The organism is Variovorax sp. R-27 (genome assembly GCF_049913215.1).
Lineage (GTDB): Bacteria > Pseudomonadota > Gammaproteobacteria > Burkholderiales > Burkholderiaceae_C > Variovorax.
The window spans coordinates 1,135,068-1,148,267 of the sequence record NZ_CP183984.1 but is presented as its reverse complement, the minus strand read 5'-3'; the positions used below and the strand labels follow the sequence as shown (position 1 = coordinate 1,148,267).

Sequence of the window (13,200 nt, the reverse complement as noted above, 5' to 3'; positions counted from 1 at the left end):
CTATAGCGAGCCTCCCGTTGCGTCGAGCGCGGCTGAGGCCAGCACCCGCAGGCACAGGTCTTCGTACGCGATGCCCGCGGCGCGGGCCGACATCGGCACCAGCGAATGGCTGGTCATGCCGGGCGAGGTGTTCATCTCCAACAGGAAGGGCTTGCGATCGCTGGCGCGGATCATCACGTCGGCGCGGCCCCAGCCGCGGCAGCCGAGCGTGCGATACGCAGCCAGCGTGATGCGCTGGATCTCGTGCTCTTCCGCTTCGGGCAGGCCGCTCGGGCACTGGTACTTCACGTCGTCGGTGAAGTACTTGTTCTGGTAGTCGTAGGCGCCTTCGGGTGCGGAGATGCGCACCACCGGCAGCGCGCGCGCGTCGAGCCCGTGGCCGAGCACGGCGCAGGTCACTTCCTCGCCTTCGATGAATTCCTCGCAGAGCACGTCGGCGTCGTACTTGGCCGAGAGCGTGATCGCGTCCTGCATCTGCGAGTAGCCCTCGACCTTGGTCACGCCGATGGAGGAGCCCTCGCGCGGCGGCTTCACGATCAGCGGCAGGCCGAGCACGTCGGGCACGGCCATGATCTGCTCGCGGCTTTGCTGGTCGAAGGCCAGGCGCACGTACTTGGGCGTCGGCAGGCCATCGGCCTGCCAGATGCGCTTGGTCATGACCTTGTCCATGGCCACGCTGGAAGCCATCACGCCCGAGCCGGTGTAGGGAATGCCGAGCAGTTCGAGCGCACCCTGCACGGTGCCGTCCTCGCCATGGCGGCCATGCAGCGCGACGAAGCAGCGCGCGAAGCCTTCGCGCTTCAGGTCGGCCAGCTCGCGCTGCGAGGGGTCGAAGGCGTGCGCATCGACACCGCGCGAGCGCAGGGCTTCGAGTACGCCGGTGCCCGACATCAACGAGATTTCGCGTTCGGCGGAACTACCGCCGAACAGCACGGCAACCTTGCCGAAGAGTTTGGGGTCCTGAAGGCTCATGAGGCCCTCCCTTTTCGCGAATCGCGCTGCGATGTTGAAGGTGCGACGGCGGTGACAGCCGCTGCGCCGAGTTCGACGACCTTGCCCGGCACCGCGCCGATGGAGCCGGCGCCCATGGAAAGCACCACGTCGCCCGCGCGGGCGTTGTCGAGAATGGCTTGCGGCATGGCGGCGATGTCGTCGACGAACACCGGCTCGACCTTGCCGGCCACGCGCAGCGCGCGCGCCAGCGTGCGGCCATCGGCCGCCACGATGGGCGCCTCGCCCGCGGCGTAGACCTCGCCGAGCAACACGGAGTCGGCCGTACCGATGACCTTCACGAAGTCTTCGAAGCAGTCGCGCGTACGGGTGTAGCGGTGCGGCTGGAAGGCCAGCACCAGCCGGCGGCCCGGGAATGCGCCGCGCGCGGCGGCGATGGTGGCCGCCATTTCGACAGGGTGATGGCCGTAGTCGTCGATCACGGTGAAGGTGCCGGCCCCACCTTCGTTATGGCCGCCTTGCACAGCCACGTCGCCGTAGCTCTGGAAACGTCGGCCCACGCCCTTGAAACCTGCGAGGCCGCGCTGCACGGCTTCGTCGGGAATGCCGAGTTCCACGGCCACCGCGATCACCGACAGCGCATTGCGCACGTTGTGCTCGCCCGGCAGGTTCAGCACGATGGGCAGGTCGGGCAACGTCACGCCGTTGCGGCGCTGCGCGGTGAAGTGCATCTGGCCGCCGACGGCGCGCACGTCGATGGCGCGCACCTGGGCGTCCTCGCCGAAGCCGTAGCTGGTGACCGGGCAGGTCACGTCGGCCACGATCTCGCGCACCGCCGGATCGTCGGTGCAGAGAATGGCCACGCCGTAGAACGGCATGCGGTGCAGGAAGTCGACGAAGGCTTTCTTGAGCTTCGCGAAATCGTGCCCGTAGGTCTCCATGTGGTCGGCGTCGATGTTCGTGACCACCGCCATCACGGGCAGCAGGTTCAGGAACGAGGCGTCCGACTCGTCGGCCTCGACCACGATGTAGTCGCCGCTGCCGAGCTGCGCGTTGGCGCCCGCGCTGTTGAGGCGACCGCCGATCACGAAGGTCGGGTCGAGCCCGGCGGCGTCGAGCACGCTCGCCACCAGGCTGGTGGTGGTGGTCTTGCCGTGCGTGCCGGCAATTGCAATGCCCTGCTTCAGGCGCATCAGCTCGGCCAGCATCAGCGCGCGCGGCACCACCGGAATGCGCTTCTCGCGCGCGGCCAGCACTTCGGGGTTGTCCGACTGCACGGCGGTGGAGGTGACGACCGCGTCCGCGCCGTCGATGTGCGCGGCGGCGTGGCCCACGAAGGTGCCGATGCCCAGGCCCGCGAGCCGTCGCAGCGTGACGCTGTCGGACAGGTCGGATCCGGTGATCTTGTAGCCCAGGTTCAGCAGCACTTCGGCGATGCCGCTCATGCCGGAACCACCGATGCCCACGAAATGGATGTGACGAATAGCGTGCTTCATTTGGCAAGCTCCTCGCAAGCGCGGACGACCGCCTCGACGGCTTCGGTCTTCTGCATGGTCTTGGCCTTGACGGCCTTTTCGATCAGCGCGGTGCGCTCGGTTTTCTGTAGCAAGTCAGCCAGCAATTCAGGAGTGAGGTCGGCCTGCTGCACGAGCCATCCGCCGCCCGCGTCCACGAGGAAGCGCGCGTTGGTGGTCTGGTGGTCGTCGACCGCCGAGGGGAAAGGCACGAACAGCGCTGCTGCGCCGACGGCCGCGATTTCTGTGACGGTGCTGGCGCCGGCGCGCGCGACGATGATGTCGGCGTCGGCGTACGCCTGCGCGGTGTCTTCGATGAAGGGCGTGAGTTCGCCTTCGACGCCGGCCGCCGTGTAGTTGGCGCGCAGCTCATCGATTTGCTTGGAGCCGCTCTGGTGCAGCACCTGCGGGCGCGTGGCCGGCTCGATGCGCGCCAGCGCCTGCGGCACCACGGTGTTGAGGCCGCGTGCGCCGAGGCTGCCGCCCACCACCAGCAATTTCAGCGGACCGGTACGGCCCGCGAAACGCGTGGCCGGATCGGGCTGCGAAGTGAAGGCCGCGCGCAATGGGTTGCCCACCCACTGCGCCTTCTTCAGCACATTGGGGAAGGCTGTGAACACGCGGTCGGCCACACCCGCCAGCACCTTGTTGGCGAGGCCGGCGACCGAGTTCTGCTCGTGCAGCACCAGCGGCTTGTTGAGCAACACGCCCATCATTCCGCCCGGAAAAGTGATGTAGCCGCCAAGGCCCACCAGCACGTCGGGCTTCACGCGGCGCACCACGCGCAGGCTCTGCCAGAAAGCGCGCAGCAGCTTCAGCGGCAGCAGGAACAGCGTGAGCGGGCCCTTGCCGCGCACGCCGCCGAACTGCACGGGCTCGAAGGCGAAGCCGCGCGGCGGCACGAGTTTCTCTTCCATGCTGCCGGGCGCGCCCAGCCAGTGAACCTGCCAGCCGCGCTCGCGCAGGGCCTCGGCCACCGCGAGACCCGGGAAGATATGGCCGCCTGTGCCGCCTGCCATGACGAGTGCGGTGCGCGTCATACGCGACCTCCCCGCATCAGCACACGGTTTTCGTAGTCGATACGCAGCACGATGGCCAGCGCCACGAGGTTCATCAGGATGGCCGAACCGCCGAAGCTCATCAGCGGCAAGGTCAGGCCCTTGGTCGGCAGCGCGCCCAGGTTCACGCCCATGTTGATGAAGGTCTGGAAGCCGAGCCACACGCCCACGCCCTGTGCCACGAGGCCCGAGAACACGCGGTCCAGCGCAATCGCCTGGCGGCCGATGTGCATGATGCGGCGCGTGAGCCAGAGGAACAGGCCGATGATCAGCAGCACGCCGACCAGGCCGAACTCTTCGCCGATCACGGCCAGCAAGAAGTCGGTGTGCGCCTCGGGCAGCCAGTGCAGCTTCTCGACGCTGCCGCCCAGGCCCACGCCGAAGATCTCGCCGCGACCGATGGCAATCAGCGAGTGCGACAGCTGGTAGCCCTTGCCCAGCGCGTGCTCTTCGCTCCACGGATCGAGGTACGCAAAGATGCGCTCGCGGCGCCACGGGCTGCTCGCGACGATGGTGCCGAAGGCCACCACCACCAGCGCGGCAATCACGAAGAACATGCGCGCGTTCACGCCGCCCAGGAACAGGATGCCCATGGCGATCACGGCGATCACCATGAACGCGCCCATGTCGGGCTCGGCCATCACCAGCATGCCGACCACCACCACCGCGATGCCCATCGGCAGCACGGCGCGGAAGAAGCGCTCCTTGATCTCCATCTTGCGCACCATGTAGCTGGCGGCGTAGAGCACCATCGCGAGCTTGGCCAGCTCCGAGGGCTGGAAGCGCATGAAGCCCATCGGCAGCCAGCGGCGCGCGCCGTTCACGTTGATGCCGATGTGCGGAATGAGCACGGCCACCAGCAGCAGCAGCGAAGCCACGAAGAGCCAGGGTGCGGCGCGCTCCCAGGTCTTCATCGGGATCTGGAAGGCCAGCAGCGCGGCGATGAACGCGAAGATCACCGAGGCCGCGTGCCGCGTGAGGAAGTACGAGGCGCTGTAGCCCGCGCGTGCGAAGCGCGGGTTGTCGGGCAGTGCGATGGAGGCCGAATACACCATGATCAGGCCCCAGGTCAGCAGCGCGACCGTGACCCAGACCAGCGCCTGGTCGAAACCCAGCACGCGCATCGGCGTGGCTTTTGTCTGCGCGATGCCGGCGCCGCCCAGCCGCACGGGCAGGTGCACCGGCAGCGAGTCGATCCCGCTGCGGGCGCGCCTGAACCAGCCGCCGAAGCGGCTGGTGGATGCGTTGGGCGTGGCGCCTGAGGCGGCAGAGTTCAAACCGTGTCCTCCGTCGTCGAACCGCCCATGCCGCGCGGGCTGTCCTCGTAGGCCTGCACGGCCTCGCGGAACACCTCGGCGCGGTGCGCGTAGTCCTTGAACATGTCGAAGCTCGCACAGGCTGGTGACAGCAGCACGGCGTCGCCGGGGTTGGCGCGTGCGGACGCGAGCTTCACGGCCTCGTCCATCGAGGCGGCATGCAGCAGAGAGACGCCGGTCGATGCCAGCGCGGCTTCGATGAGCGGTGCATCGCGGCCGATGAGCACCACGGCGCGCGCGTACTGGCGCACGGGCTCGGCCAGCGGCTCGAAGTCTTGTCCCTTGCCATCGCCGCCGAGGATGACGACCACGCGGCGCTCTTCGCCCAGGCCGATCAGCGCGGCCACGGTGGCGCCGACGTTGGTGCCCTTGCTGTCGTCGAAGTACTCGACCTCGTCCACGATGGCGATGGGCTCCACGCGGTGCGGCTCGCCGTGGTATTCGCGCAGGCCGTAGAGCATGGGGCCCAGCGGGCAGTCGGCGGCGCTGGCCAGCGCGAGTGCGGCCAGTGCGTTCATTGCGTTGTGGCGGCCGCGGATGCGTAGCGCGTCGGCGGGCATCAGGCGCTGCAGGAAGATTTCTTCTTCCACCACGGCGCCGCGCTTGCGCTTCTGCGTTTCGTCAGCTTCCAGCGCGCGCACCAGCCAGGCCATGCCGTTGACCCGCTCGATGCCGTAGTCACCCGGGCGCAGCGGCATGGCCGCGCCGAAGGTGACGTGCGTGCGGATCTGCGGGCGCTGCAGCTTGACCCTGACGGGCGCGGGCAGCATCGCCATCACGCCGGCATCGTCGCGGTTGAGGATCATCAGCCCATGCGCGCCGAAGATGCGCGCCTTGGCCGCCGCGTAGGCCGGCATGTCGCCATGCCAGTCGAGGTGGTCCTGCGTGAGGTTGAGCACGGTGGCGGCCGTGGGCTCGAAGCCCTGCACGCCGTCGAGCTGGAAGCTGGACAGCTCCAGCACCCACACGTCGGGCAGCGTGTCGGCATCCATGTGCGCCGAGAGCGTGTCGAGCAGCGTCGGGCCGATGTTGCCGGCCACGGCCACGGTCTTGCCCGCGCGCTCGACCAGCTGGCCGGTGAGCGAGGTGACGGTGGTCTTGCCGTTGGTGCCGGTAATGGCGAGCACCGCGGGCGCATAGCCCTTGGGGGCTTCGGGCTCGACGATGGGCGCCAGCTCGAGCTGCGGCGATTCTTCTTCGACAGCGGCCGAGGCCGGGTTGGTGGCGGAGATTTCGGCGATCTTGGCGACGAACTCCGCGGCCTCCCTGGCGGCGGTCGGGACGTAGGGCTTGCCGGTGACGGGCAGGCGGGAAGCGGTGGCGGGTGCAGGAGCCGAAGCCTCGGAGGACTCGGGGACAACGGCGGGCACTTCCGGCGCGGGCTCGGCCGCCGGCTCGACGACTTCTGCGGCCTCGGGCGGCAGCGGCACGGCGACGCTCATCGACGGATCGCGCGGCATTGCTTCAGCCTGCGCGGGCACGGTCGGCTCGGACGCGGCTTCTGCGGCGAGTTCGGGCGCTTCGGCTTCGACAGGCTCGGGCTGTTGCTCCGGCTCGGCCACGGCTTCTGCCTGCTCGGCGGGCGCGGGCTCGTCCAGCGGCAGTTGCGCCTGCGCCTCCGGCTCGGTGGTTTCCACGGGCACTTCTGCCACCGGCTCGACGGGTACTTCCGCCTCGGGTTCCGGCTCGGCCTCGACCACCGGCACTTCCACCGTCCGCAGGTCCAGCAACGCACGCGCGAACAGATCCAGCTCGCCACCGACCGGCAGCCCGACAGCACGCGCCGCTTCCACCACCGGCGCAATGGTCGCGGGCGACAGCCCCGGCGAGCGATACACCGCGCGGATCGGCGTGCCTTCGACCAGTGCAGCCGTGAACGGCCCGCCGACGAACGTCACCCCGGGCAGCTCCGCCTGCAGCGTCGCGAGCAATGCCGGCGCCTCGCGCGTGTCGGCCACGGTCACGACGGCGCCGTGGCGCGCGCACCAGCGCGTCATCGCCAGCCCGGACGCACCGAGGCCGAGGATGAGAACGGGGAGGTCTTTCAGATGCCGCATGGTTCCGTTACCGCAGCTTCAACGTCGAAAGACCCACGAGGCACAGCAGCATCGTGATGATCCAGAAGCGCACCACGACCTGCGTTTCGCGCCAGCCGCTCTTCTCGAAGTGATGGTGCAGCGGCGCCATCTTGAGCACGCGGCGGCCTTCGCCGTAGCGCTTCTTCGTGTACTTGAAGTACATGACCTGCGCCATCACCGAGATCGCCTCGACCACGAAGATGCCGCCCATGATGAAGAACACGATCTCCTGGCGCACGATGACCGCGATGGTGCCCAGCGCGCCGCCCAGCGCCAGCGCGCCCACGTCGCCCATGAAGACCTGTGCCGGGTGCGTGTTGAACCAGAGGAACGCGAGCCCCGCGCCGGCCATTGCCGAGCAGAACACCAGCAACTCGCCCGAACCCGGGATGTTGGGGAACAGCAGGTACTTGGAGTACACCGCGCTGCCCGTGACATAGGCGAACACGCCCAGCGCCGAGCCCACCATCACCACCGGCATGATCGCCAGGCCGTCGAGGCCGTCTGTCAGGTTCACCGCATTGCTCGCGCCCACGATCACGAGGTACGTGAGGATCACGAAGCCGATGCCGCCCAGCGGGTAGCTCACCTCCTTGAAGAACGGCACCAGCAGGTTGATCTTGGGCGGAAAGTCGAGGTCGAAGCCTGACTGCACCCACGCGAAGAACAGCTGCACCACGCGCCAGTTGGAACTCTCCGAGATGCTGAAGAGCAGGTAGAAGGCCGCAATCAGGCCGACCACCGACTGCCAGAAATACTTCTCGCGCGAGCGCATGCCTTCCGGGTCCTTGCGCACCACCTTGCGCCAGTCGTCGACCCAGCCGATGGCGCCGAAGCCCATCGTGACCCACAGCACGATCCACACGAACCGGTTCGAAATATCGAACCACAGCAGCGTGGCGAAGGCGATGGCGAACAGCACCAGCACACCGCCCATGGTGGGCGTGCCGCTCTTGGTCAGGTGCGTTTCCATGCCGTAGCCGCGAATCGGCTGGCCGATCTTGAGTGCGGCCAGGCGGCGGATCACGTACGGGCCGGCCACCAGGCCGACCACGAGCGCGGTCAGCGCAGCCATCAGCGCGCGGAAGGTGAGGTATTGAAAAACGCGCAAGAACCCGAACTCGGGCGAGAGCGTCTGCAGCCATTGGGCCAGGGTCATCAGCATGTGGTTTCGCGCGGTTCATGCGTCATGACCGGCCTCCTTTTGTTGTTGTGGTTGTGCTTGCGCCTCGACGACCTGCACCACGCGCTCCATCTTCATGAAGCGCGATCCCTTGACGAGCACGCTGCCGAGTTGCGGCAGGCGCGCGAGCACGGCCGCGCCGAGCGCGTCGAACTCTTCGAAATGGCGTCCGTCGGCACCGCCGAAGGCAGCGGTGGTGTGCGCCGTCGCGGCGCCCAGCGTGTAGACGGACTCGATACCGCGCTGGCGCGCCCGCTCGCCGACTTCGGCGTGGAACTCGGGCGAGCGGTCGCCCACCTCGCCCATGTCGCCGAGCACCAGCAGGCGCGGGCCCGGCAGGGCGGCAAGCACGTCGATGGCGGCAATCACGGAATCGGGGTTGGCGTTGTAGCTGTCGTCGACCAGCGTGAGCGCATGGCCACCGGCCAGCACGATCTCGTTGGCGCGCGAACGGCCCTTGACCGGCTCGAAGGCCGACAGGCCCGCTGCAATGGTCTCGACCGACACGCCGGCCGCGAGCGCGCAGGCCGTGGCGGCCAGCGCATTGACGACGTTGTGCCGGCCCGCGATGTGCAGGCGCGCATCGAAGGCGCCGATCGGCGTGCGGATGCGCACGGCCCAGGCACCCTGCTTCCATTCGGCGCTGTCGAGCGAGATGTCGGCATCTTCCGATTCGCCGAAGGTCATGCAGCGGCGCGAGCCGCCGGCGTGCGCCATGTCGGTCCACAGAGAAGTGAAGGCGTCGCCATAGGGGAACACGGCGGTGCCGCCTTCGGGCAGCACCGCGAACACGGCGGCGTTCTCGACGGCCACCGCCTCGACGGTGGCCATGAACTCCTGGTGCTCGCGCTGGGCGTTGTTGACGAGTGCGATGGTCGGGCGCGAGATGGCGGCCAGCCGCGCGATCTCGCCCGGATGGTTCATGCCCAGTTCGAGCACCGCGCGCTGGTGCTGCGCGCGCAGGCGCAGCAGCGTGAGCGGCACGCCGATCTCGTTGTTGAAGTTGCCGGCGGTGGCCAGCGCGCGTTCGGCGCGGAAGGCGAACAGCACGGCCGCGATCATCTGCGTGACCGTGGTCTTGCCGTTGCTGCCGGTCACGGCGATCAGCGGCAGTTCGAACTGCGCGCGCCAGCCCGCGCCGAGCGCGCCGAGCGCGACCAGCGAGTCGGGCACTTCGAGGCCGCTGAGGCCGGCGGCCTCGAGGCCGTGGTGCGCAATGGCGGCCACGGCGCCGCGCTTCTTGGCGTCCGCCAGGAAGTCGTTGGCATCGAAGCGCTCGCCCTTGAGCGCGACGAACAGGTCGCCCTGCGCGAGCGTGCGCGTGTCGGTGTGCACGCGGGCGATGACGGTCGAAGCGTCACCCACCAGGCGCGATCCTGGAATCCATTGCTGCACCTGGGCCAGCGTGATGTTGAGAGGCGTCGTGTCGGTCATGCCGCGGCCCCCCTCTTTGCCAGCGCCTGCAGCGCATGGGTCTTGTCTGAAAATTCGATGCGCTGGCCGGCGATTTCCTGCCAGGCCTCGTGGCCCTTGCCGGCGATCAGCACCACGTCTTGCGGGGCGGCCTGCGCGATGGCGTCGGCGATGGCGGCGGCGCGATCGGGCTGCACCTGGGCGGCGTCGAGGCGCGAGAAGCCGCGCAGCACCTGGCTGATGATCGCGTCGGGCTTTTCGCTGCGCGGGTTGTCGCTGGTGACGACCACGCGATCGGCCTGGCGCTCGGCGACGGCGGCCATCATCGGGCGCTTGATCGGGTCGCGGTCGCCGCCGCAGCCGAACAGGCACCAGAGCGCGCCGCCGCGCTGCTTTGCCAGCGGGCGCAGGCCGATCAGGGCCTTGTCGAGCGCGTCGGGGGTGTGGGCATAGTCGACCACGGCGAGCGGCGCGCCTTCGCCGGTGCCTGCGCGGTCCATGCGGCCCGGCACGCTGGTGAGGTTGGCGCAGGCGGCCACGGCCTGGGCGAGCGTGAGGCCCAGCGCGCGCAGCGTGCCGAGCACGCCCAGCAGGTTGGCCACGTTGTACTGGCCGATCAGGCCGGTCGACAGGCGCTCCACCACAGCGGTGCCGTGCTCGGCCACCGAGAACTGCAGGCCCTGCGCGTCGTAGCCGATGTCGCGCGCCACGAGGCGGGCCGGCTTGCCGCCGGCCGAGACGGTCCACACGTCGAGCGCGCCGATGCCGGCGTCGATCAGGTTCGCACACAGGCTGGCGCCGTGCGTGTCGTCGATGTTGATCACCGCCGCACGCAGGCCGGGCCAGCGGAACAGCTCGGCCTTGGCCTGCCAGTAAGCGTCCATGCTGCCGTGGTAGTCGAGGTGGTCCTGCGTGAAGTTGGTGAACACGGCCACGGCAATCTGCGCGCCGTCGAGGCGGCGCTCGGCGATGCCGATGGACGATGCCTCGATGGCGCAGGCACCGAAGCCGCGCGTGACCAGCGAGCGCAACTCGCGCTGCATCATCACCGGGTCGGGCGTGGTGAGGCCGGTGTAGGTCAGCTCGGGCGGCACGCCGATGCCAAGCGTGCCCATCACCGCGCAGGGCGACGGCGCATCGCGCTGCATGGTGCCGTCGGGCCGCATCGCGCGCACGCCGCCCGCCGCGCGCAGCGTGGAGAGCGATTCGGCCAGCCACCAGGCGGTGGAGGTCTTGCCGTTGGTGCCGGTCACGGCCAGCACGTCGAGCAGGGCCGAGGGGTTGTCGTAGAAGGCCGAGGCGATCGGGCCGGTGGCGGCCTTCAGGCCGGGGTAGCTCACGATGCGGTCGTCGCCTTCGAAGCCGAAGGCCTCGACGCCCTCGTGTTCCACCAGGCAGACCGCCGCGCCCAGCGCCAGCGCGGCCGCCACATGCTTGCGCCCGTCGGTGGCGGCGCCGGGCCAGGCGATGAAGACGTCGCCCGCGCCCACGGCACGGCTGTCGGCGTGCAGCGCGGCCTGCGGCACGCGCTCCTTGAGCCAGGCCGCGGCGAGTTGGGGGGAAGTGAAGCTCAGCATGTTCAGAAACTCTCGTCGACGCCCTGCGTCATCACAAGCGGTTTGACCGCCAGATCGGGCGGTACGTTCATCATGCGCAAGGTCTGCTGCACGACTTCGCTGAACACGGGCGCCGCGGCGACGCCGCCGAAATACTGGCCGTCGCTGGGCTCGTCGATCATCACGGCGACGATGATGCGCGGCTTGTCGATGGGCGCCATGCCGGTGAACCAGGCGCGATATTTGTTACTCGCGTAACCCTTGCCGACCTGCTTGTGGGCCGTGCCCGACTTGCCGCCGACCGAGTAGCCGACCGTCTGCGCGCGCGTGCCGGTGCCGCCGGGGCCGGCGGCCATCTGCAGCATCTTGCGCACCGCCAGCGCGTTCGACGGCGAGAACACGCGCACGCCGACCGGCGGCTCGGAATTCTTCAGGATGGTGACCGGAATGATCGAGCCGTCGTGCGCGAACGAGGTGTACGAATGCGCCATCTGGAACAGCGACGCCGACAGGCCGTAGCCGTAGGCCATGGTGGCCTGCTCGACCGGCTTCCAGGTCTTCCACGGGCGCAGCCGGCCCGTCACGGCGCCGGGGAACTGGATCTGCGGCTTCTGGCCGTAGCCGAGCGCGGTGTAGGTGTCCCACATCTCGTGTGGGGTCATCTTCTGGGCGATCTTGAGCGCGCCGACGTTGCTCGACTTCTGGATCACGCCTTCGACCGTCAGCGTGCCGTAGTTGTGCGTGTCGCTGATGGTGAAGCCGCCGATCTGGAATCGGCCGGGGCCGGTTTCGATCAGGGTCGAGGGCTTCACGCGGCCGGCTTCGAGTGCCATGCCCACCGTGATCGGCTTCATGGTCGAACCGGGCTCGAAGGTGTCGGTGAGCGCGCGGTTGCGCAATTGCTCGCCGGTGAGGTTCTGGCGCTTGTCGGGCACGTAGCTCGGGTAGTTGGCCAGCGCCAGCACTTCGCCGGTGACGGAGTCGAGCACCACCACGCTGCCGGCCTTGGCCTTGCGCGCGGTCACGGCATCGCGCAGCTTCTGGTAGGCGAAGAACTGCACCTTGCTGTCGACGCTGAGCTGGATGTCCTTGCCGTCGAGCGGCGGCACGGTTTCGCCAACGCCCTCGACCACGCGGCCCAGTCGGTCCTTGATGACCCGGCGCGAACCCGCCTTGCCGGCCAGCTCCTTGTTGAACGCGAGCTCGATGCCTTCCTGGCCGTTGTCTTCCACGTTGGTAAAGCCCACCACGTGCGCGGCAGCCTCGCCCTCTGGGTACTGGCGCTTGTATTCCTTGCGCTGGTAGATGCCCTTGAGGTTCATGGCCGCGATCTGCTTGGCGATGGGCTCGTCGACCTGGCGCTTGATCCAGACGAAGGTCTTGTCCTCGTCTTCGAGCTTCTTGTCGAAATCCTTCTGCGACATCTCGAGCAGCTTGGCGACCTGCTTGAGCTTGGCGCGCACTTCGGGGTCGTCGCGCTCGATGTCTTCCGGAATGGCCCAGATGCTGGGCGCCACCACGCTGGAGGCCAGGATGAGCCCGTTGCGGTCGAGGATGCGGCCGCGGTTGGCCGGCAGCTCGAGCGTGCGCGCAAAGCGCACTTCGCCCTGCCGCTGGAAAAAGCTGTTGTTGAGCACCTGCACGTAGGCCGCCCGGCCCGCCAGCATGACGAAGCCGAGCGCAATGCCCGCGACGATGAACTTGCTGCGCCACACCGGCGTCTTGCTCGCGAGCAAGGGGCTGGTGGTGTAGCGCACGCTGCGGTTGCCCCGGTTCATCGCGCGGCCCTCGCTGCGGTGACTGGCTTGGCCGCCGGCTTGGGCGTGGTCGGCGCAGGCGCCACCGGCGCGACCGCGGGGATCACCGTGCCGTCAGGGCGCACGTACTGCGTGATCGCCGGCGAGGTGGTGCGCATCTGCAGCTGCTCCTTGGCGAGCTTCTCGACGCGCAGCGGCGTGGCCTGTGCGCGCTTCTCGACCTGCAGGCGATCGCGGTCGGTCTCCAGGCGACGGGCTTCCTGCTGCACGCGGTCGAGCTCGGTATAGAGCTGACGCGACATGTACTGCGTGTGCACGAGGTACAAAGCCGTCGCAATGACGGCCAGCAGCAGCAGGATGTTGAGGCGGGCCAT

Annotated in this window: 10 protein-coding genes; all 10 read right to left on the bottom strand. The window is 68.8% G+C overall.

Annotation, left to right across the window (positions count from 1 at the left end):
- The 10 genes from ACN9MV_RS05115 to ftsL are packed head-to-tail and all read right to left on the bottom strand — an operon-like array spanning position 1 to position 13,200.
- On the bottom strand, positions 1-972 hold the full coding sequence (locus ACN9MV_RS05115; RefSeq protein ID WP_426391502.1) for a D-alanine--D-alanine ligase: 972 nt from the start codon (positions 970-972) through the stop codon (positions 1-3).
- Positions 969-2,447 carry a UDP-N-acetylmuramate--L-alanine ligase gene (gene murC, locus ACN9MV_RS05110; protein WP_093056264.1) on the bottom strand — a complete coding sequence of 493 codons (1,479 nt, stop codon included), beginning with the start codon at positions 2,445-2,447 and terminating at the stop codon, positions 969-971. Before murC ends, ACN9MV_RS05115 begins: the two co-directional genes overlap by 4 nt.
- Positions 2,444-3,505: an undecaprenyldiphospho-muramoylpentapeptide beta-N-acetylglucosaminyltransferase gene (gene murG, locus ACN9MV_RS05105; RefSeq protein WP_093078610.1), complete on the bottom strand. Its 1,062-nt coding sequence runs from the start codon at positions 3,503-3,505 to the stop codon at positions 2,444-2,446. The genes murC and murG overlap by 4 nt, the downstream gene beginning before the upstream one ends.
- Entirely contained in the window at positions 3,502-4,800 is a 1,299-nt protein-coding gene (ftsW, locus tag ACN9MV_RS05100; RefSeq protein ID WP_093056268.1) for a putative lipid II flippase FtsW, read from the bottom strand. Before ftsW ends, murG begins: the two co-directional genes overlap by 4 nt.
- Positions 4,797-6,896, bottom strand: a complete 2,100-nt coding sequence (murD, locus tag ACN9MV_RS05095) for a UDP-N-acetylmuramoyl-L-alanine--D-glutamate ligase (RefSeq protein WP_426391501.1) — start codon at positions 6,894-6,896, stop codon at positions 4,797-4,799. Before murD ends, ftsW begins: the two co-directional genes overlap by 4 nt.
- Before the next feature lie 7 nt (positions 6,897-6,903).
- Positions 6,904-8,082, bottom strand: coding sequence for a phospho-N-acetylmuramoyl-pentapeptide-transferase (gene mraY / locus ACN9MV_RS05090; RefSeq protein WP_093056272.1), 1,179 nt, complete (start codon positions 8,080-8,082; stop codon positions 6,904-6,906).
- Between the two features lie 15 nt (positions 8,083-8,097).
- Positions 8,098-9,534, bottom strand: a complete 1,437-nt coding sequence (locus ACN9MV_RS05085) for a UDP-N-acetylmuramoyl-tripeptide--D-alanyl-D-alanine ligase (protein WP_307616375.1) — start codon at positions 9,532-9,534, stop codon at positions 8,098-8,100.
- Positions 9,531-11,090 carry a UDP-N-acetylmuramoyl-L-alanyl-D-glutamate--2,6-diaminopimelate ligase gene (locus tag ACN9MV_RS05080; protein ID WP_426391500.1) on the bottom strand — a complete coding sequence of 520 codons (1,560 nt, stop codon included), beginning with the start codon at positions 11,088-11,090 and terminating at the stop codon, positions 9,531-9,533. Before ACN9MV_RS05080 ends, ACN9MV_RS05085 begins: the two co-directional genes overlap by 4 nt.
- A gap of 2 nt (positions 11,091-11,092) precedes the next feature.
- On the bottom strand, positions 11,093-12,847 hold the full coding sequence (locus ACN9MV_RS05075; protein WP_093056277.1) for a peptidoglycan D,D-transpeptidase FtsI family protein: 1,755 nt from the start codon (positions 12,845-12,847) through the stop codon (positions 11,093-11,095).
- On the bottom strand, positions 12,844-13,200 hold the full coding sequence (gene ftsL / locus ACN9MV_RS05070) for a cell division protein FtsL (RefSeq protein WP_093056279.1): 357 nt from the start codon (positions 13,198-13,200) through the stop codon (positions 12,844-12,846). The genes ACN9MV_RS05075 and ftsL overlap by 4 nt, the downstream gene beginning before the upstream one ends.